Below are 19,784 nucleotides of genomic sequence, written 5' to 3' on the forward strand. Positions count from 1 at the left end.
GCGAGCGTCGATCCGCCCCGTGCTGTTCGCTTCAATACATACTGGAACCAAGTTTGATCAATGCTCAACCAAAGCGAGCGATTCGTCGCCGCGTGCTTGGTGTCGAAATCGAGGCCCACCCGGTCGTCTTTCCGGTTTCGGCGATCATCGTTGTCGGATTTGTTATCGCTACCGCGGCGGCGCCTCGCCGCGCGATGATGCTGTTCGATTACTTGCAAACCACCATCGCCGAACAATTCAGTTGGCTGTACCTCGCGGCGATGACTGGTTTCCTGTTATTCGCTATCTACCTTTGTTTCAGTCGTTTTGGGAACATTCTGCTTGGCAAAGACGGCGAACGCCCCGAGTTCTCGACCATGACATGGTTCGCGATGTTATTTAGCGCCGGGATGGGGATTGGTATGCTGTTCTTTGGCGTTGCCGAGCCCATGCTGCATTTCGTCGATCCACCAAACTTGCGCAACGGCGTCATCGCCAATGCCGAAAGTCTCGCCGCAGCGCGCGGTGCGATGGGGATCACCTTGTTTCATTGGTGCTTGCACCCCTGGGCGCTCTATTCGTTGGTCGGCGTGTCGCTCGCGTACTTTAGCTTTCGTCGCGGCATGCCACTGAGCTTCCGATCGGTGTTTTATCCATTGTTGGGTAAGCGGATTGATGGCTGGCTCGGCGACTCGATCGATATTCTCTCCGTGGTTGCCACGCTGTTTGGCTTAGCAACCTCGCTCGGACTCGGGGCCAAACAAATCAACGCGGGATTGAGCTATGTGTTTGGTTTGCCGCAAAGCACTACAGTGCAAATTATCTTGATCGCGTGCATCACCATGCTCGCAGTCGGATCGCTGCTATCGGGACTACACGTTGGCGTTCGTCGCTTAAGCGAATTGAATATGGTTCTAGCGGGATCGCTGCTCGTGTTTCTGTTTGTAGCAGGCCCTACGGTCTACTTGCTTGGTGCCGTCGTGGACAACGCCGGTGCCTACGCCGAACGTTTGCCGCATGCATCGTTTTGGACGGCCAGCTATGCCGAGTCCTCCAAATCCGATTGGCTTGCTAGTTGGACTTTGTTTTACTGGGGTTGGTGGATCGCATGGTCACCATTTGTAGGCATGTTTATCGCCCGCGTCTCACGAGGTCGGACGATTCGCGAATTTATTACCGGCGTATTGTTGGTTCCCAGCGGCGTCGCGATTGTTTGGTTGACTGGATTTGGTAACACCGCGATGCACCAGGAAATCTACAAGTCGCTTGACCCGCACGCTGCGACGATCACTAATTTCTACGACTACACACCCCAGCAATATGATGTGCAAATCATCGACCCGGCGTCCGGACTCCCCCAGAGCGAAGACGGAGCGTGGCTAATCGGAGCCACGGCAAATGGGGTCGCCAGTCCTCAAGGCGTACAAATGCGTCAAAGCCCCTCAGGGCTCCTCACGAAATCGGGAAATGCGGTCGAGTATGTTCGCGGGGTGCTTGTTCACGCCGGAACGTGGACGCCGTATCATCCAACGGTGGAAGAACGCTTTCATGGACCTTTCAAGTCCGAGCACGCATCGCTGAGTCTATCGGGCTATTTAACCGAACCGGTACTGACATCGTCGCATCGATCCAAAGTCGACACTAGCGCGACGGCCATGTTCGTGATGCTGCGATCCTACCCATTCCCCACCGTCACGGCATTGTTGGGAGTGCTATGTGTGATCCTGTTCTTCGTCACCTCATCGGACTCCGCGTCGCTGGTCGCCGACATCATTGCCTCCGGCGGAAGCCCCAATCCCACGGTAGGAACGCGTTTGTTCTGGGGGATTTTGGAAGGGGTGTTGGCCTCGGTACTTCTTCTCGCTGGCGGTTTAAAAGCCTTGCAAACGGGTTCAATCACGATCGGTTTGCCGTTCTGTGTGCTGATCATTCTAATGTGCATCAGTCTATTAAAAGCGCTGCGAGAGGAAGTCGACGCGCCCGAGATCCGCTAATCCTTAAATGAGCAACTCTTAATTCTAATTTCAATGCGGTCTGCGAATCTGCGTTGAAGCGAAGCCTGCCAAAGAAGCTTAGGATTAAGAGTTAGACGACGAAGAAAAAGCATCTAAACGTGGCAAAGCCAAGCGAGCGATTCGATCACAAGAAACGGGATATCGCTATTCACATATAATCGACCGCTGCAGTCCAATGCACCTGGATTACGGGGGCTTGAATCACGGGCGCTTCGTCGATGTTCTCCAAAACCCTCGCATGCTTACGGGTGAGTCCGCTTTATCGCCACCCCATCAGTTGAACCTGTCGCGCTCCAACGCTATCACGCCAAGCATCCAGATGCACTGGCAACGCATGTTCGCTGAAACGTGATTCGGCTTCGACATGAAACCCGGTATCCTTCAGCAATTGCTCGATTTGTGCTGCAGAATTGTATTCAACGCTGTCGTCGGTTTCGTGGACTTCAACGTAGATCGCTTCCACGCGATCCAACTGATCGGCTATCTCCACTAACACACGTTGTTCCGCTCCTTCGATATCGAGTTTCAAAAAACTGACATCCCGCATGGCAATGTAGCTTGATAAACGTTTGCATTTGACCATGCTCTCTGCCGTCCCTTCACGTTGTCCCCAGGCGGCATCAATGGAATTACCGCGGGCATCGCCTCGCGCTGATACCTCGCCATAAAAGGGAACCGTGTCCTCGCGATCGGATACCGCCGCGTTGATACACCGCACACTCGGGACATCATTGAGATCAATGTTTTTTTGCAAGATTTGGAACGCAAAGGGATCGGGTTCAAAACAGATGATCTCCGATCCCGGCCAACGCGTCTTCCATTCCAGCACGGAGACACCAATATTCGCACCGCAGTCAATGATCAACGGGCGGTCGACTTTGGGCGTAAAGAAGGACGGGAACTCATCAATTTGACGGACCATCGATTCGGCGGAGGCTTGGTTCTCGAACAACAGCTTGTAGCTGCGAAATTTCATTCTCTGCATGGTCGTCTGGTGAAAAAGGTGAGTAGCGGGGGGGCTGTGCCTCTGAAATGAGCTTCACGCTCACTTCTTCGGCTTGGATTTGCCCGGCGGATCGTCTCGAGGATGACGATCAAGTAATGCCAACAACATCATGGCGGCCACCGTGACGGCGATCACAAGCATCGAGAATTCGCCAAACTGTAGAACCAGATCAAATGCATGCTGCATTGAGTTCACTTTACTTTTAAAACGCACCCCGCGTTAAGTTCGCCGCCGTGCTCCGTTGTGGGCGAGTCCGCCACCCAGTGAGCTGACTCACCTTGATGCCCGCCGTTCTGCTTGCTGCCCGCCTGCTTGATGCCCGCCGGTCTGCTTGCTGCCCGCCTGCTTGATGCCCGCCGGGCGGAGCGCCGCCATTCTACCATCACTCGGGCTGATCACCAGTATCGCAGCAGACTCGACAAACGAACCGGTCTCTAACCTCCGTACGCACGTGCACGAGTCCGCGAGCTCATCGTGCTGTAACGAAGGTTCGATCGTAAACCGATCGTTGAGTGAACATCGATCGTGTGAGTGAACATCGATCGCTGCGACGTGATTGGCATCGCGCGGGGACTCGTTTCTCAAGGCCGACCGATTGGCGGTGGCGACGATCACTCAAGACTCACATTCCCCCGGATGCTCCGTTTTCTAGTAGGTGGACATTTGCAGACGACTTCCCCCTTGGCGATGCCAATCCAAAGTCCGATCCAAAGTTTGCTAGTGAAAGGCTTTGCTTGCCAGTCCCTCTTGGGGTACGATACACCCCAAAGGAGCGGTTGCCATGCAGAACATCCTTCTTGCCACCGATGGTTCCAAAAGCGCCGAAGTTGCCGCTGAATTTTTGGCACATTTGCCCCATCGCGACAAGGTCGAATTGACCGTGGTCACGGTGATCGAGATTCCTTCGATTGATCGTGCCTATCCGATGTCCGAATGGATGCTGAAGTCCATGGAGCGCGAACATGCCTACGCGCGGGAGTCGTTTGCCAAAATTGAGCAGATGTTCGCAGGAGCCAATGTCAACCTACGGCACCTCATTCGTGAAGGCGATCGCGGCGTCTCAATCGTGCAAGTCGCGCGCGAGTTATCAGCGGGTCTGATTGTCCTTGGCGCCCGCGGTCATTCTCTTGTCGGTCGCATCTTGCTCGGCAGTACCAGCGAGTTTGTCGCCACGCATGCTCATTGCAGTGTGCTGGTCGTCCGCCCCCGACCGACACCAGCACCGGATCGCCCCTTGCGAATCGCCATCGGATACGAAGCGACGCCTTCAGCTCAAGCGGCATTAGAAGAATTTCTTGAAACCGGCTGGGGGCACCAAACCGAAGTCGACCTCGTTGCGGTAATCTCATTCTCAAGCGGCATCGCTTACCAGATCGAACGCGATCCCGAATCCATCATCCAAATCGCCACCACCGCAAATCAATCTGCATTGATCCGATTGCATCAGGACGTGCCGCAGGCGGAGCCCCATGTCATCGAAAGCACGCATGTCAGTGAGGGTTTGGTGACGTTTGTCGAAACCCGTCAAAGTGACCTCTTGATCGTGGGAGAAACTCCTCGCCATTTTCTCGGTCGAGCCTTGATGGGAAGTGTCACTCGGTACGTCGTCCGTCACGCGCCGTGCAGCGTCTGGATCACGCGAAATCGGGTAATTCGTGATCTGGGATTCGCAAACGAGACATCTACACAAGGGGACACTTGAGATGTGCAGATCCGCAAACAAGAAGCTCATTGTGTCAAACGCCACCGGTTCGGAACGAAACGACGCGAATACGGGTTCCGGTTGTCGCCCATTGAACTGGACAACGCCCTCCCGTGACAACCGCCGGACGACATTCTCCTGTGACGTCGGGAATGATGGCTTGTCGCAAATTGTTCTCATGACCTTGATGTTCTCGCGATCGCCCGATTTTGCCTATTGAATCAACGACCGCTTCCACACTCTTGCCTAACCCGTTTCCCGTCATCCGTACACGACCTCGGTGACTTTCCACACAGCGGAGAACGATCATGAATGCCGAATGTTTAGTTGCGGTGTATCCATCGTTAGCAAAGGCACAAGTGGGCTTGGAGGTCCTCGAAACATTTGATTTTGCCTCGGATGCAGTCTCCACGGTTTGGCGTGGGCGGGAGGAAGCATTGGAACACTTGAATTGGGAACAAGGCGCACAGAACGCGCAAGACGTCGTCACCACGATGGCACTGGGCGCGTTCATCAGCGGTGCGGTGGCGGTACCATTTGCGGTCGCGACCATGATCATCCCCGTCATCATTACCGGGCCACTCGTGGCGATTGCCGGAGGGGCAACGATGGGAGGGGTTTTAGGCGAAGCTCGACACTGGGGCATCCATCGCCACGCTTCAAAAAGCTATGAACAACAAATCGCCGACGGAGCGGTGCTTGTGATTGTGACCAGCACGAAAGCACGGATCGACGAAGCACAACAAGGACTGCAAACCACGCATCCTAGCCATCTCGATCGATTTGCCTATCAACACGCAATCAAATTGGACGCGGGGTAACCGATCGCTACTCGCTAAAAATGGATGTCGCGTTGCAAGTCGATTGCCCCAACTGACCAGCATCGAAAGATGCTCGATGAACCAAAATCGTGCCTCCAATGGCGATGTCACTGCCGTACTAAACTCATGCAACCCTCACAACGTACGCTGCTTGCAGCGGAACGCCCTCAAGGCTGTCAATGCTGAACATTTTGTCACCGCATGATTCGGTCCCGGATTGCAGTTTGCCAATATATTCTGACAAAACCATGTTACACAGCGGTGCTCCTGAGTGCCATCGCTCCGCGGCAAGTGCTAGAATGCTAGCGATCGCAGGAAGCTGGAACGGTCGTTCGCGTGACGTTCACAGCGTGAGCTTACGAACATGAGTGGTGCGGTGACGTTGATGAGCTCCTACGGTGCATCGTTTAATCCAAACGATCAAGGAAACGCAAATTGCTGTCCGCAATCCAGTCCTAATCTTGACCGCCGATCGCAAAGCCTTCAATGCTCGGCAAACTACCGATGCGATGTCGCGTCTTAAAACCTATTCACACCCGATCGGGGCTGAGCGAATCGGCATTCGCCCATCCCTTTTGATCCTTTGATTACCACCAAGAATGCCCATGCAGACCGACCCTGGTATGGCAATTGCCAAACGAGTCTTTGAATCGCACCGTAGCACGATGGAATTGCAATCGGTGTCGCGCAATGGAACGGGGTTCCAGATCCTATTGTCCAGGGGTCAACGATGAACACTTCGCTACGTATTGTTGTCGCCGATGACGATCCCGCAATGTGCGAGTACATGCAAACGACGTTGACGTTGCTGGGACACCAAGTCGTCGGCATCGCCAACAGCGGCCAAGAATTAGTCCAGCAGTGTCGGCAGTTGAAACCTAAATTGGTCATCACGGATTTGAAAATGCCCGAGATGGACGGACTCGAAGCCATCAAAGCGATTGGAAACACATTACCAATCGCGTTCATTTTAGTCAGCGCCCATCACGACAGCGATACGATCGCACGCGCGTTGGACCAGCAAGTGCTCGCCTACCTCGTCAAGCCAATCAAACGCGCGGATTTGGAAACCGCGATTGCAGTCACGATGCGTCGATTCGCTGAGTTCCAAGCGTTGTTTCAACAAACCGACTCGCTGAGGCAATCGCTCGAAGACCGTAAAACAATCGAAAAAGCAAAGGGCGTATTGATGCAACGGGCCGGCATCGATGAACCAGATGCCTTCAAGCGGCTTCAGAAAATGGCCAGTGATAACAATTGGAAGTTGGCCGAGGCAGCGAAATACCTGCTCGCGACCGATCAAGCGCTTCAATAGCCCTTGCTCGATTCTCGGTTCCCCTTCATCCGATGGGCGTTTCCTGCTTGATTGGCGGGAGCTTCGATCCGCTTCACCGAAAAACGACAAATCGTGTAGGGGTCACTAAGCCGCCCGGGGGGCAAAAAAGAGACCTGATCCTTCACCGGTGGCCATGCCTCACACTGCATCCTCTCGCATAAATGCCGCAATTATCGACACGACAGAAAGTCGCACCACCAATTAATAAAGTCCAGAAAATCTTGTTGACACCCCCAAAGGGATGGGTACAATCCTAAGCATCGTGCGTTCGCGACGGACACGCTTTTCTCTTGTACATCTCTTATCGACGAATGATTCTCGCGCCTGGTGAGCGGGCACCTCGGGATTACAAGTTTGATTCCTGAATGAATCAACGATGGGTGACTCATTCAATCGGTTCAATGTGACACCGGCTTTGTCAGTGTTATGAGCCGCTAATGCTCACGTAGCCGCGTCTTGCCCTAGACGCATGGCGCCTCGTCGTTTCGGAGTCCTTCCCGACTCCGCGACACGCTGCGACTTCTCCGCTACACGGTGATCTTAGCGGTTTCGATTTCCATCAGTTCCTTTCGAGAATGGAGACACAAATGATGCAGGTTGCATCCAGACGCATGAGCGGGCGATCGAACAGACAGCCGATGACAACAGGTCATCACACACCGTCAGGGGAAAGCTCCGCAAGACGGATCGGGCGAGAGCGCCCTTTCGTCTCGTCGGCCCCAACACGTTCGGCTTCATGCGGTAACGCCACGAAAGTCGTTTCGACTTTCGCTTTGCAAAGCCATCCCGATCCATTATTCAAGGAGGTTGAGCCATGTTGGTTCTTAGCCGCAAGTGTAATCAGCAACTCACGATCGCCAATGACATCGAAGTGACGGTCCTTAGCATCAAAGGAGGTCGGGTTCAGTTGGGCATCAACGCGCCCAAACACGTCTCGATTCAACGCGCCGAACTGCTTCTGCGAATTGACACCGAACTGGGGTCCGCCAGCAACCCGCTGCTGCCTCCTGCGGTCGAAACAAAAGGAGCCACGGCATGATTCGCTCTCGATTTTTCCAACGTTGCCCGGTCTGTGGTCGCGGAATGTTGATTCCCATCGAGCAACTCGGGGACCCCGTTTCTTGCAGCCATTGTAGCGGTCATTTCCACGCGACCGATGCATCGGCGTGTCCCCCACGTGGAGTCCAAGACCACGGTTCATTGATGCGACGAGCAAATGAATTGTTGGTTGCGGAATCCAGCGACATGGCCGAGGCATTGCCTTAGAAAACCAAACCGCGTCGCCGATGCCGTGGCGGCATTGGCGACGCATTCACGTTCACGATCGTTTCTGGCTAACGTGAATCGTCGCCAAGCAACTCGATCGTCGTCGATCGAATCCGGCGCGCGACGGTTACATCGATTCTTCGTATTCCGTTTTTTGAATCCACCGCTAGCTTGAGTGCGCGAGGCAAGCCGTTTCGTTTGCCGCCGTGATCTCCGTCTTTGCTGCAAACACGCTCTCAATAAACGGTCCCGTTCTACAGACCAAGCCATCGTGCCTCGCTATCGTGACGCGCTGTCGTGACGCGCTGCAAATCGGATCCCCAAACGTAGCCGCCGCGGACGATCATTCCATATCGTTCCCCCATCGCACGTCACGCTGTGTGGGGTTGTGCATCCGAGCGGACACAACCGGATCGCAGCGACCTTTTCCATAGGATGGCAACTCGCAAACCTGATCGCGACGTGTTGTGATCCACGACGCCGCACTTCTTGATCGCGTTCCTTGACCGCAGCATCAAACAAGCGATTGCCGCCCCCGTTGCGGTAAAGCGTTACCTGCGATGTCGCGCCGGAGGCCCAACGAATTCCCTGCTATCCAGGCTGAAAAACCGGCATTCCTCAAAGTCCCATGCCATTTGATCAAGTGAATTGCTCATTTTTCTGAGCTAGCACAATTGCTTTGGCCGCCGGTGCTGATACAGTGAAATACCCCAACGACGGGCCCCCTGCCCACCTTGCTGGCCTCCTTCCTCCCTCGCAACGGGCAACTCGCCTGTTGCCCGGCTACCACGCTCTAGAAAATACTGGATCCCGCTTATGTTTGCCGCGCCGTCTCGCTATATCACTGCCGTCATCGCCTTGCTCGTCCTCTCCGCCAGCCATGTGATTGCCGACGACTCACAATGGACGTCGCTGTTCGACGGCAAGTCCTTGGCCGGATGGAAAAAAGTTGGGAATGAGAAGAGCGTGTGGGAAGTCAAGAACGGAGCGCTTAGCGGATCGGGACCGGCATCCATGTTGGTCACGACCAGCGGCCCGTATAAGAATTTTCGCTACCGAGCTGAAGTAAAAATCAGCGATGGGGGCAACTCTGGCCTCTACTTTCGCACCACCGCGGAACCTGGATTTTCGGATGGTTACGAAGCGCAAATCGATAGCACCCATACCGACCCGATTCGCACTGGATCGCTCTACGGGATGTGCCATGTCTACAAGCAACACGTCAAGCCTGACACCTGGTTCGCTTACGAAATCGAAGTCCGTGATGACGTATGGCGAGGTCGCAATGTGACCCGCATCAAAGTCATCATTGATGGCAATGAACTTTACGAATATCTCGATTTCGCGCAGACCTTCAAGGAAGGCCACTTCGCCTTTCAACATCATGATCCGGGCAGCACGGTCAGTATCCGCAAAGTCGAAGTTCAACCGTTACCGTAACCGGTAGGTTGATTGGGTAACTTGATTGCGAATGCACCCGACTGCGCAAGCCAAGGGGCGCCTGGGCGGTAAGCTACCGCTCGCGGGTACATTCGGGCTGGGCGTGCGGGCTCGCTAACTCAGTGTGCTCTCGATCACGCCCCGATCGGTCGTCACCCGATGAGGGACATCGTCCGCAAACGTGTGCCCCCAGTCCGCATCAAGGGTGACGAAACCTCCACACGCCGCTTGGCGTGGATTGAAACTGAAAACTCTCTATGACTGGATCGACCAAGCGATCGATCCCCTCCCCTCCGAAGGAAGCTAACATGCATCGTGCTTTTACATTTTTGTGTTTTCTGTGCACCGTGATCGGCACTGTGAGCGCTAACGACGACTCCGGCTTCGTTGACTTGTTCAACGGCAAAGATCTGAGCGGATGGAACCAACGCAACGGCACCGCCACCTACCGTGTCGAAGGTGACTCGATCGTCGGAAAAACATCCGAAGGCAGCCCAAACTCATTTCTATGTACCGATAAATCCTACGGCGACTTTGAGATGACATTCGATGTCAAAGTCGATTCGGGCCTTAACTCCGGTGTTCAGATTCGTTCACAGAATGTTGGCAACAAACCTGAGGGACGCGTCAATGGTCCGCAGGTCGAAATCTCGATCGATAAGATGGCAGGCTATGTTTACGGTGAAGCTGCTGGCGGATGGATGACACCGGACGCCGACCGCAAACCCCATGATGCATTCAAAGATGGCCAGTGGAACTCTTACCGCATCGTGGCAAATGGCAATCGAATTCAAACCTGGATCAACGGCACCCCCATTTCAGATCTGACACATGAGGAGCGTTTCAAGTCGCATCCCAAAGGCTTCATCGGGCTGCAAGTACATGGTATCGGAGCAGGAAAGGGGCCCTTCGAGGTTCGCTGGCGAAACCTGAAGCTTCGCGAATTGACGAAGTAGCCGTCCACAAAACCACTGCGAGTCCTTCCCCCCGTGCGGTAATCTCACGGGGGGATTTTTTTGGACTCGGCGAATTCTATCGCCACTCCGATCCCACCGCGTCGACGCTCGCTATCTCCCTTGCATCTCCAATCCATGATTTCCGGTCATGTCATCAATCGCGATTCCCACGCGTCCATGATCTCCAACGGGAGTATCCACACCCGGGTTCGCAACTCTCACTAAATGCTACTCTCAATCCTCGGGTCTCAAGCATGACGTCGCTGGGTCGGCTTCGATCACGCCGCTCAATGAAAGGGTTCTTGTAACCACCCGCGCCCATTCGCATGCTCAGCCACTCGCCTTCGGTATCCCGTAACCAAGCTACCTTGTCCTAAACGCAGTGACCGGTCGTCCGATCGGACGCTGCGAAAACACATAATGTCGCTTGACGCCATGTACCTTACGTGTCATATATTAACGCGTAAGGGAACACGAATTGATGGGCATGTAAGTCACCCTATTCATGATGAACAGGGGAAAGCAGTCACTTGGTCGCGTCATGCATAGATTCCCCCCGAGGGAGCAATCGTCCCGGCGAACAACGCGAGCCCAAAACACGCGATCGCAGCGGTGATTTAGACCGCCGCCTCCACGACTGAAATGCCGCTGATGGGGGTGTTTACGCCTTAGATATTTTCATGGTCCATGTGTGTTTTGCTGTGTGTTTTGCCGCGAGTTTTTTGGCGAGGGCCTGCGTCGCACCGACGACCTGGTTCTTTTGATCACGGTTGGCGTGGCGTCTCCGAATTTGGCCATATTCCCACTGACGCATTTTCTGCGAGACGGATTCAAAGTCTTTTAAAACCCCTTCGAAGGTATTACAAATGAACTTACGTTCGGAAAAGTTGACCTCCACTGGACTGCTGTTTCTTCGTGTCGGCATCGGCGTTCTGATGCTCGTCCACGGCATTGCCAAGCTGAAGGGCTTCGGTGAGATGGCGGACCAATTCCCAGACCCGATCGGAGTGGGAAGCAAGTTGAGTCTGATCCTTGCGATTGGTGCCGAGGTCGGTTGTTCGCTATTGCTGATCGTCGGCTTTGCGACTCGTCTCGCCCTGCTGCCGCTGGTAATGACGATGGTCGTCGCCTTGTTTGTCGTCCATAGAGCGGATCCGTGGGTGGCCAAAGAATTAGCGGCGATTTACTTACTCGTCTACCTGTCGTTACTGATGACCGGGCCTGGCCGGTTCTCCATTGACAACGGTTGTTGTGGCCGCAGGAATTCCCCGACGGCCGAACCGACCTTACCCGAGACCGCGACGTGATCACGAGTCCTTTGCCTCGCCAACTTGCTTGTCCTCGTCTAACTCATCTTGTCTAAAGCACATGAACTCAATGCGAACTATCCTCGTTCTCAGTGTATTCGTATCAACCGCGAGCATGCTCGGCTGTAGCAAACCGCCCAGCGGTGAACGTCCTCAGGCTCCGCCGGCGGCGGTACGGGTTGCCAATCCGTTGCGGAAAGAGATCGTGGAGTGGAAGGAATTCACGGGACGTATGGAGGCCGTCGACTTCGTTGAAATCCGCTCTCGCGTCAGCGGATATTTGCATTCGATGCACTTTTCTGAAGGCCAGGATGTCAAGAAGGACGCCTTGTTGTTCGTCGTCGATCCGCGGCCGTTTCAAGCCGAGTTGGAGAAGGCCGAGGCGGCGCTCGCAGAGGCCAAGGCGCGTGTCGAGCAATCCAATGCACAGCTCGAACAAGCCACCGCGTCCAAGGAGACCGCAAGCTCTCAATTGCGATTTGCCAATACGGAAATGGAACGGCAACTCACGCTGCAAAACCGTAGTGCGACGTCCCAATCCGAGGTCGATCAGGCGCGCAATGAATTGAGTAAAGCGCAAGCGAGCCTCGAATCGGCCAACGCCGGGATCGCGTCGGCGAAAGGGGCGATCGCCACCTCCAAGGCCGCGATTGTCACTGCGGAGGCAGCGGTCAACGAGGCGAAACTAAACCTCGAGTACACCAACATCAAAGCGCCGATTAGTGGCCGCATCAGCCGTCGTTACGTCACCGAGGGTAATTTAATCAGTGGAGGGTCGGAGCAATCAACACTGTTGACCACGATCGTCTCACTCGATCCGATCTACTTCATGTTCGATGCCAGCGAACAAGAGGTGTTGCGGTTCCAGCGGATGGTGCTGCAAGGCGAACGACGGGATGTCCGCGAAGTAAACTATCCCGTTCATCTTGCTCTGGCCGACGAGACAGGCTATCCGCACCAAGGCTACCTTGACTTCGTTGATAATCGCTTCGATCCAAATACGGCCACGATGACGGCGCGGGCGATGTTCCCCAATGCTAACGGAATTTTGACGCCTGGCATGTTCGGCAAAATGCAAATTGCCAACACCCTGCCCTACGAAGCTTTGTTGCTGCCCGATGCGGCGATCGGGGCGGACCAGTCCGAAAACTTTGTCTACGTAATTGATGAAGACAATACGGCGAGGCTACAAGTCGTGGAAACGGGACCGCTCGCCTTGGGGCTTCGCGTGATCCGCAGCGGCATAACCGCAACGGACCGCATTGTGGTCGGCGGGTTACAACGAGTGCGTCCTGGGGCGCCGGTGGAAGCAAAAACCGAAGTGATCACCGCAGATGAAAGCAATACGGTCAAGTACGACTCGGCTCCCATGGAGAAAGGTTAAACATGAATTTCTTCATCGACCGCCCCATTTTCGCAACCGTCATCTCGATCGTGATTGTCGTAGTAGGAGCGATCTCTTACGTCAATCTTCCGGTTTCTCAATATCCCAACATCGCCTTGCCGACCGTGGTGGTGAGGGCCCAATACGCCGGTGCAACCGCCGAAACGTTAGCCAACACGGTGGCGACTCCGTTGGAACAAGAAATTAACGGCGTCGAGAACATGCTTTACATGGAATCGTCATCGACCGCCGATGGGACGATGCAATTGACGATCACCTTCGAGCAAGGTACGAACCTTGATGATGCTCAGGTGTTGGTACAAAACCGCGTCTCGTTAGCCGAACCACGGCTCCCCGCGGAAGTGCGCCAGATCGGTGTCACCACTCAGAAGAGTTCGCCGGACATGTTGATGGTGGTGCATCTCTATTCGCCCGACGAATCACGCGGATCGCTGTACATTAGTAATTATGTGCTACTGCGAATCAAGGATGTTTTGGCTCGCCAAGACGGTGTCGGAAACGTGACGGTGTTCGGGGCACGTGAATACAGCATGCGTGTATGGCTCGATACCGAGCGTCTCTCGACACTCGACATGACCACCGGCGACGTGATTGCGGCGTTGCGAGAACAAAACGTCCAAGTTGCCGCCGGAGCGATTGGACAACCGCCTACGCAGCAAGCCCAAGGGGCGTTCCAGTTAAACATCAGCACCCAAGGTCGGCTGGAGGACGTCGAGCAATTCAAACAAGTCGTGGTCAAAGCGGGCGAGGGAGCTAATCTCGTGCGACTCGGCGATGTCGCCCGTATCGAATTGGGAGCCCAAGACTATTCAACGGGCAGCTATCTCGACGGACGCGAAGCAATCGGCATCGCGATCTTTCAACGGCCTGGATCCAATGCGGTCGCAGCGGCCGACAATATCGTGCAGCTGATGGACGAATTGAGCGCTGACTTCCCCGCCGGATTGAAGCATGAGATCGCTTATAACCCGACCAACTTTGTCAAAGAGTCGATCCGCGGCGTGTTCCAAACTCTGGTCGAAGCGACCGTTTTGGTCGTGCTCACCGTATTCCTGTTTCTCCAGAATTGGCGTGCCACGATCATTCCGGTCGTGGCCATTCCCGTCTCGCTGATCGGGACGTTTGCCGCGATGTTGGCGATGGGCTTCAGCCTGAACAACCTCTCTCTGTTCGGGCTGGTGTTGGCAATTGGGATTGTGGTTGATGATGCCATCGTGGTGGTCGAGAACGTCGAGCACTGGATCGAACGCGGACTATCGCCGCTGAAAGCCGCGCATAAAGCGATGAGCGAAGTCGGCTCCGCCCTCGTCGCGGCGACGTTAGTACTGATCGCGGTGTTTGTCCCAACCGCCTTCATCCCAGGGATCAGTGGTGAGTTCTATCGTCAATTCGCTGTCACGATTGCGGTTTCAACCACCCTCTCTCTGGTCGTCTCGTTGACGCTCAGCCCCGCCATGTGCGCGTTGTTGTTGCGTCCCAAGCCCGAATCTCAAAACGCCAACGCCGGAAAACCAGCCGCGAACGCCGGTCTGGTCCACAAGGTTGGTTATTGGTTGATGTCACCGCTGCGTTGGTTTTTTGCCGGATTCAACTGGCTATTTGATTGGGGTAGCGGAATCTATACCGGCTTAGTCGCTCGCTTGGTGCGCGTCAGCGTGGTCGGGATGATGCTCTACTTCGCGCTGCTCGGTTTGACCTGGCTCGGTTTCTCCAGCGTACCAGGCGGCTTCATCCCGATGCAGGACCAAGGCTATATCGTCGTCAGCATCGAGCTCCCACCGAGCGCCTCGTTAGCCCGCAGCGAAGAAGTCGCCGAACAAGTCAAGGACATCGCGATGGAGGTTCCTGGAATCGCTCACGCGGTTTCCATCGTCGGGTTCAGCGGCGCAACGCGTTCGAACAACTCCAATGCGGCAGCCGTCTTCGTCACCCTTTCCGACGCGGGCGAACGTGCGAAACAGGGACACAGCTCCGACCAAATCCTCGCCGAGTTGCGCAAGCGAACCGCTGTGGTCGACGAGGCGATGGTGCTGGTCATTCCTCCGCCTCCCGTGCCTGGGATCGGCACCGGAGGCGGATTCAAAATGGTGGTCCAGGACCGCAACGGAGCGGGCTCGGAGCAATTGCAACAAGTCACAGCCGATCTCGTTGGCGAAGCGATGACGCAGCCCGGTATGGCGATGGTTTACACGATGTTTCGTAACAACACCCCACAGATGTATGCCGACATTGACCGCGTCAAGGCCCAGATCCTTCACGTGCCACTGACGAATGTCTTTGACACGTTGCAAACCGCGCTTGGCAGCGTTTACGTCAACGACTTCAATTATCTGGGCCGCACGTACCGCGTCACCGCCCAAGCCGACTCGCAATTCCGCGCCGAGCCTGAGGATGTTCTCAAGCTAAGAACACGCAGCAGCAACGGCGCCATTGTGCCTCTCGGATCCGTCGTCAAGATGTCCCAGCGAACCGCTCCCGACCGAATCGTCCGCTACAATTTGTATCCCTCGGCGGATGTCAGCGGGGCACTATTGCCTGGATTTAGTACCGGCGCAGCGATGGCGGTGATGGAGCAACTCGCCGACGAACGCTTGCCAATCGGATTTGGCTACGAGTGGACCGACCTGTCGTATCAAGAGAAACAAGCGGGCAATACGGCGCTGATCATTTTTCCCCTCTGTGTGTTGTTCGTCTTCCTGGCGCTATCGGCACAATATGAAAGTTGGTTGTTGCCGCTGGCGGTAATCATGATCGTTCCGATGGGATTGTTGTTCGCGATCACGGGTGTGTGGTTGCTCGGTATGGACAACAACATCCTGACTCAAATTGGATTCATCGTCCTCGTCGCCCTGGCGTGTAAAAACGCGATTTTGATTGTCGAGTTTGCAAAAGCGGAGGAAGACTCCGGCAAGAACCGTTTTGACGCCGCCGTCGCCGCAGCGAGATTGCGAGTTCGTCCGATTCTGATGACGTCGCTGGCGTTCATTCTCGGCGTTGTACCGCTGGTGATCGCCACCGGAGCCGGTTCCGAAATGCGACGCGCACTCGGCACGGCCGTGTTCAGCGGCATGATCGGTGTGACGCTGTTCGGCTTGATCCTGACGCCAGTGTTCTACGTGGTCCTACGCCGTTTTTCTCGCGATCGAAATCCTACGGTCGCACAAGATGACTCACCATCGCTCGCGCTCCAGCCCGGATCGCCAGTAGGCGTGAGCGGCGCAGATGAGAATCTACCGGAGAATTCCAAGCAGATCGCAGACGACGCAGACGATGACGTTGCCCAGGCTCCAACTGAAACGCCGGACGAGTCTTAAGAATATGAAGGCACTTTAGGGGGCGGGGGGTTTTGCCTACAAAGTCTTCCTCGCCCCCTTCATTTCCCCGTGGACGGAATCGCGCGGGCCAGCGGCGACCGGACTGGCGTTTTTCCACCTTGGACAAGCACCATCGCTTGACGTTTGGGAATGAGGTGACACGAGCTTGTTCATGGCCAGAGAGGAATACTTTCGAGTGACCATCGACAGCCGGGGCGTTTTCCCTGCACGAAACGAAGCAGCTTTTCCACGCTGGCCATATCGCCTCGTGGGTTAAATTGAAGCCAATAAAATAGATCCACTTTTTCCTTGACACAGACACCGGTGGGCGGCATACAGACATGGGAGTGATGTTTTTACCATTGCCACACAAGTGCGGTCCAAAAACCGATGACACTAGCTCAAATGAAGCTACCGGGAACGAGAACAGTCTTGTCGTGCATGTTGCTCACGACATTATCGCTCTTTCTCATCGATACGGCGAATGCCCAACGTGTTTCGAGTCATTTGCAGGCCTTTTACACTTTTGACGAGGGGCACGGCGACACCGTGCGAGATCGTTCTGGTGTTGGACGTCCCCTTGATCTGAAGATCACTCGAACAAACACCGCGGACTGGAAAGACGGCGTTCTTGTTGTTCGTACACCAACCTCACTGATCTCTGCTACCCCCGCCACGAAGATCATTGACTCGATAAAGCGGTCCGGCGAGATCACAATCGAAGCGTGGATCAAGCCCGCCAGCGATTCACAAGCGGGACCAGCTCGTCTCATTTCACTGTCCTCGGACACGAGTCAGCGAAACGTCACGCTTGGCCAAGACAAGGACCTGTGGGATGTCCGGTTACGCTCGACCAAGACCGACCGCAATGGATTGCCTTCGACGGCCAGTCCTCGAAAGTCGCTGCTGACAACATTGACCCATATTGTTTTCACTCGCGATCGCAAGGGCACCGCCCGCATCTATCTGGATGCAAAGAAAGTTGCCAGCGGGGAGGTCGCAGGCGACTTTGGCAATTGGGACGTAAAGCATCGACTGACACTCGCCAACGAAGTGACGGGTGACCGCCCATGGCTCGGCGAATTGCATCTGGTAGCGATTTATGACTCCGCGCTCGCTGAGAAAGATGTGCAGCAGAACTTTGCTGCGGGTTCAAAGCCAAGTCCACCCAAGCCGCAAAGTCTTGCCGCGGTTTCAGCGAGCCTGTTTGACCATGATGTGGCTCCTTTGTTCGCGAAACACTGCCTGGAATGTCACGACTCGGCGATCAAGAAAGGTGAGTTGGATTTGTCTAGAAAAACGACGGCACTGGCTGGCGGCGAAAGCGGCCAGGTGATCGTGCCAGGAAATGCCGCAGACAGTCTGCTCTATCAATCGGTGTCGTCCAATGAAATGCCCAAGGACCGTGAACCGCTCAGCAATGAGGAAAAGGTGGCACTCAAAAAGTGGATCGATAGTGGAGCAGTGTATTCAGTCGATCGAATCGATCCTGTGATTTACATGCATGGCGGTGGCAGCGGCGACGTCTGGATACAGCGACTGACGGTGACGGAATACATCACCACGGTTCGCAGCGCCGTAGGTGTCGATATCGCCAAGGAAGCTCACGAGTTTCTACCGCCCGACCTGCGTGCCGACGGATTTCGCAACACGGCATACAATCTGAGCGTCGATCTAAAGCACGTCGAGGCCTATGCACGATTGGCCGAAATCACGGTCCAACGCATGGATGTGATGAAGTTCGCGGCGAGATTCTCCAAAAGCAGCAAATTGTCGACCGATGACACGATGCGAGACCACGTGGCGGCAATGGGAAAATGGTTATTCCGGGGACCGCTTAACGAACGCGAGATCAACGCGTACAGCGGCATCGCGACCACGGTCGCCAGTGCCGGAGGTGATTTCAACCAAGCCATGACCTACATGATCGAAGCGATGTTGCAGTCGCCGCGATTCATCTATCGAATCGAACGCCAGTATGACGCACGCGGCTCGCACGCAGTCGATGGCTACGATTTGGCTTCGCGGTTGAGCTACATCCTCTGGGGAGCGCCGCCAGATGAAGATTTGCTGAAAGCAGCCGATCGCGGTGACTTGCAGGACGCTGCAAAATTGAAGGCTCAGGTGAAACGAATGCTCAATGCACCGCTGGCCAAAGATCGATCAGCGGAGTTTGTTTCTGAATGGCTCAATCTGGCGCGGCTCCAGAATATGCGACCCGATGCGAAGCGATTTCCAAACTGGGACGCAAAACTAGCGGATGATATGCGAGACGAGACGTTGGCCTACTTCGACGACGTGGTGTGGAATCAGAATCGCCCCTTATCCGACTTGCTGGACGCTCAGTTCACCTACGCGACGCCCGAGCTCGCCCGGCACTATGGACTGAAACCCATGGGCACCGGATTGCTGCGTTACGACGTGTCGTCCGTTCCCGATCGTGGCGGTTTGCTAACACAGGGCAGCGTGTTGACCGTCGGTGGCGATGGTGCCTCGATGGTCTCGCGTGGGTTGTTCGTGCTCGACGATCTGCTGCGTGGCACGATCAATGCGCCGCCACCTTGCGTGAATACAACTCCACCGCCCACCAAAGCCGGATTGACTCAGCGTGGTATCGCGGAGCAACGCATCGCGGACGTGAAGTGCGGTGTCTGTCATATCCGTTTTGAACCGTTGGCGTTCGGCTTGGAAAAGTTTGATGGCGTGGGAGCCTCTCATGAGCAGGACCAGTTTGGAAACAAGCTGCGTGACGACGGCGAAGTGCTGTTTCCCGGCGACGCCAAGCCGGTGAAGTACCAATCGTCCGCAGAGCTGATGAAAGTGTTGTCCGACAGCGATCGAGTTCGGGAGAGTTTGACTTGGAAGGTCACTCAGTTCGCGTTAGGCCGCCCCCTCACCGCCGCCGATGCACCGATGCTCGCCGACATTCATAAGTCGGCTCAATCAGCCGGCGGGACGTATCCCAGTTTGATGACTGCGATTGTGCTTAGCGACCTCGTCCAGAAGTCTGGGCGACGAAAATAGGATAAACAGAAAGATGAATGCCAGGAAAATGAAACGCACTCGCCATATCTTTCTGTCAATCATCTTCCTGTAAACCAACCTCCCCAGAAACGAACAACCCCATGCCGATTGACCGCGATTGTGCTTAGCGATCTCGTCCAAAAGTCTGGGCGGCGGAAATCAGATAAACAGAAAGATGAGTGACAGGAAAATGAAACGCAGTTGTCACGACCT

Annotated in this window: 16 protein-coding genes; 13 read left to right on the forward strand and 3 right to left on the reverse strand. The window is 55.1% G+C overall.

Annotation, left to right across the window (positions count from 1 at the left end):
* The first annotated feature begins 53 nt into the window (after positions 1–53).
* Complete coding sequence (locus tag Pla52o_RS08145) at positions 54–1,973, forward strand: BCCT family transporter (RefSeq protein WP_197169094.1); 1,920 nt, start codon at positions 54–56, stop codon at positions 1,971–1,973.
* A gap of 280 nt (positions 1,974–2,253) precedes the next feature.
* Here the strand turns inward: Pla52o_RS08145 and Pla52o_RS08150 are convergent, their stop codons facing one another.
* Both Pla52o_RS08150 and Pla52o_RS26780 read right to left on the reverse strand, forming a co-directional pair.
* The gene (locus Pla52o_RS08150; protein ID WP_146594074.1) at positions 2,254–2,979 is read right to left on the reverse strand and encodes an FkbM family methyltransferase; all 726 of its coding nucleotides are present in this window, start codon (positions 2,977–2,979) and stop codon (positions 2,254–2,256) included.
* 60 nt (positions 2,980–3,039) lie between these two features.
* The gene (locus Pla52o_RS26780; protein ID WP_197169095.1) at positions 3,040–3,186 is read right to left on the reverse strand and encodes a hypothetical protein; all 147 of its coding nucleotides are present in this window, start codon (positions 3,184–3,186) and stop codon (positions 3,040–3,042) included.
* A 595-nt stretch (positions 3,187–3,781) separates the two neighbouring features.
* Here Pla52o_RS26780 and Pla52o_RS08155 point away from each other — a divergent pair.
* Complete coding sequence (locus tag Pla52o_RS08155; RefSeq protein ID WP_146594075.1) at positions 3,782–4,702, forward strand: universal stress protein; 921 nt, start codon at positions 3,782–3,784, stop codon at positions 4,700–4,702.
* 34 nt (positions 4,703–4,736) lie between these two features.
* Here Pla52o_RS08155 and Pla52o_RS08160 read toward each other — a convergent pair whose 3' ends face one another.
* The gene (locus Pla52o_RS08160) at positions 4,737–5,012 is read right to left on the reverse strand and encodes a hypothetical protein (RefSeq protein WP_146594076.1); all 276 of its coding nucleotides are present in this window, start codon (positions 5,010–5,012) and stop codon (positions 4,737–4,739) included.
* On the opposite strand from Pla52o_RS08160, the gene Pla52o_RS08165 reads away from it, so the two are divergent.
* The 11 genes from Pla52o_RS08165 (at position 5,011) to Pla52o_RS08215 (ending at position 19,571) form a co-directional block, all read left to right on the forward strand.
* Positions 5,011–5,523 (forward strand): DUF1269 domain-containing protein, encoded by a 513-nt coding sequence (locus Pla52o_RS08165; RefSeq protein ID WP_146594077.1) that lies wholly within the window; start codon positions 5,011–5,013, stop codon positions 5,521–5,523. The genes Pla52o_RS08160 and Pla52o_RS08165 overlap by 2 nt on opposite strands.
* Before the next feature lie 398 nt (positions 5,524–5,921).
* On the forward strand, positions 5,922–6,110 hold the full coding sequence (locus Pla52o_RS08170) for a hypothetical protein (RefSeq protein ID WP_146594078.1): 189 nt from the start codon (positions 5,922–5,924) through the stop codon (positions 6,108–6,110).
* A 143-nt stretch (positions 6,111–6,253) separates the two neighbouring features.
* Positions 6,254–6,838, forward strand: coding sequence for an ANTAR domain-containing response regulator (locus Pla52o_RS08175; protein WP_146594079.1), 585 nt, complete (start codon positions 6,254–6,256; stop codon positions 6,836–6,838).
* A gap of 835 nt (positions 6,839–7,673) precedes the next feature.
* Complete coding sequence (gene csrA / locus Pla52o_RS08180) at positions 7,674–7,898, forward strand: carbon storage regulator CsrA (RefSeq protein WP_146594080.1); 225 nt, start codon at positions 7,674–7,676, stop codon at positions 7,896–7,898.
* Entirely contained in the window at positions 7,895–8,125 is a 231-nt protein-coding gene (locus tag Pla52o_RS08185; RefSeq protein WP_146594081.1) for a hypothetical protein, read from the forward strand. Before csrA ends, Pla52o_RS08185 begins: the two co-directional genes overlap by 4 nt.
* 816 nt (positions 8,126–8,941) lie before the next feature.
* Positions 8,942–9,565 (forward strand): 3-keto-disaccharide hydrolase, encoded by a 624-nt coding sequence (locus tag Pla52o_RS08190; protein WP_146594082.1) that lies wholly within the window; start codon positions 8,942–8,944, stop codon positions 9,563–9,565.
* A 308-nt stretch (positions 9,566–9,873) separates the two neighbouring features.
* Positions 9,874–10,521, forward strand: coding sequence for a 3-keto-disaccharide hydrolase (locus Pla52o_RS08195; RefSeq protein ID WP_146594083.1), 648 nt, complete (start codon positions 9,874–9,876; stop codon positions 10,519–10,521).
* Positions 10,522–11,387: 866 nt separating this feature from the next.
* Positions 11,388–11,828, forward strand: a complete 441-nt coding sequence (locus Pla52o_RS08200) for a DoxX family protein (RefSeq protein ID WP_146594084.1) — start codon at positions 11,388–11,390, stop codon at positions 11,826–11,828.
* 70 nt (positions 11,829–11,898) lie between these two features.
* Complete coding sequence (locus Pla52o_RS08205; protein WP_197169096.1) at positions 11,899–13,212, forward strand: efflux RND transporter periplasmic adaptor subunit; 1,314 nt, start codon at positions 11,899–11,901, stop codon at positions 13,210–13,212.
* 2 nt (positions 13,213–13,214) lie between these two features.
* Positions 13,215–16,547, forward strand: coding sequence for an efflux RND transporter permease subunit (locus Pla52o_RS08210; RefSeq protein ID WP_146594086.1), 3,333 nt, complete (start codon positions 13,215–13,217; stop codon positions 16,545–16,547).
* 441 nt (positions 16,548–16,988) lie between these two features.
* Positions 16,989–19,571 (forward strand): DUF1592 domain-containing protein, encoded by a 2,583-nt coding sequence (locus tag Pla52o_RS08215; RefSeq protein ID WP_146594152.1) that lies wholly within the window; start codon positions 16,989–16,991, stop codon positions 19,569–19,571.
* The last annotated feature ends 213 nt before the right edge of the window (positions 19,572–19,784 follow it).

The sequence above is a fragment of the Novipirellula galeiformis genome (assembly GCF_007860095.1).
In the GTDB taxonomy this organism is placed as follows: Bacteria; Planctomycetota; Planctomycetia; order Pirellulales; family Pirellulaceae; genus Novipirellula; species Novipirellula galeiformis.

Coding starts and splice junctions, on each gene's coding strand:
- Pla52o_RS08150 (WP_146594074.1), bottom strand. CDS start 2,979: ATGCAGAGAATGAAATTTCGCAGCTACAAGCTGTTGTTCGAGAACCAA.
- Pla52o_RS08190 (WP_146594082.1), top strand. CDS start 8,942: ATGTTTGCCGCGCCGTCTCGCTATATCACTGCCGTCATCGCCTTGCTC.
- Pla52o_RS08175 (WP_146594079.1), top strand. CDS start 6,254: ATGAACACTTCGCTACGTATTGTTGTCGCCGATGACGATCCCGCAATG.
- Pla52o_RS26780 (WP_197169095.1), bottom strand. CDS start 3,186: ATGCAGCATGCATTTGATCTGGTTCTACAGTTTGGCGAATTCTCGATG.
- Pla52o_RS08200 (WP_146594084.1), top strand. CDS start 11,388: ATGAACTTACGTTCGGAAAAGTTGACCTCCACTGGACTGCTGTTTCTT.
- Pla52o_RS08215 (WP_146594152.1), top strand. CDS start 16,989: ATGTTGCTCACGACATTATCGCTCTTTCTCATCGATACGGCGAATGCC.
- Pla52o_RS08205 (WP_197169096.1), top strand. CDS start 11,899: ATGCGAACTATCCTCGTTCTCAGTGTATTCGTATCAACCGCGAGCATG.
- Pla52o_RS08165 (WP_146594077.1), top strand. CDS start 5,011: ATGAATGCCGAATGTTTAGTTGCGGTGTATCCATCGTTAGCAAAGGCA.
- Pla52o_RS08195 (WP_146594083.1), top strand. CDS start 9,874: ATGCATCGTGCTTTTACATTTTTGTGTTTTCTGTGCACCGTGATCGGC.
- Pla52o_RS08210 (WP_146594086.1), top strand. CDS start 13,215: ATGAATTTCTTCATCGACCGCCCCATTTTCGCAACCGTCATCTCGATC.
- Pla52o_RS08155 (WP_146594075.1), top strand. CDS start 3,782: ATGCAGAACATCCTTCTTGCCACCGATGGTTCCAAAAGCGCCGAAGTT.
- csrA (WP_146594080.1), top strand. CDS start 7,674: ATGTTGGTTCTTAGCCGCAAGTGTAATCAGCAACTCACGATCGCCAAT.
- Pla52o_RS08160 (WP_146594076.1), bottom strand. CDS start 5,012: ATGATCGTTCTCCGCTGTGTGGAAAGTCACCGAGGTCGTGTACGGATG.
- Pla52o_RS08185 (WP_146594081.1), top strand. CDS start 7,895: ATGATTCGCTCTCGATTTTTCCAACGTTGCCCGGTCTGTGGTCGCGGA.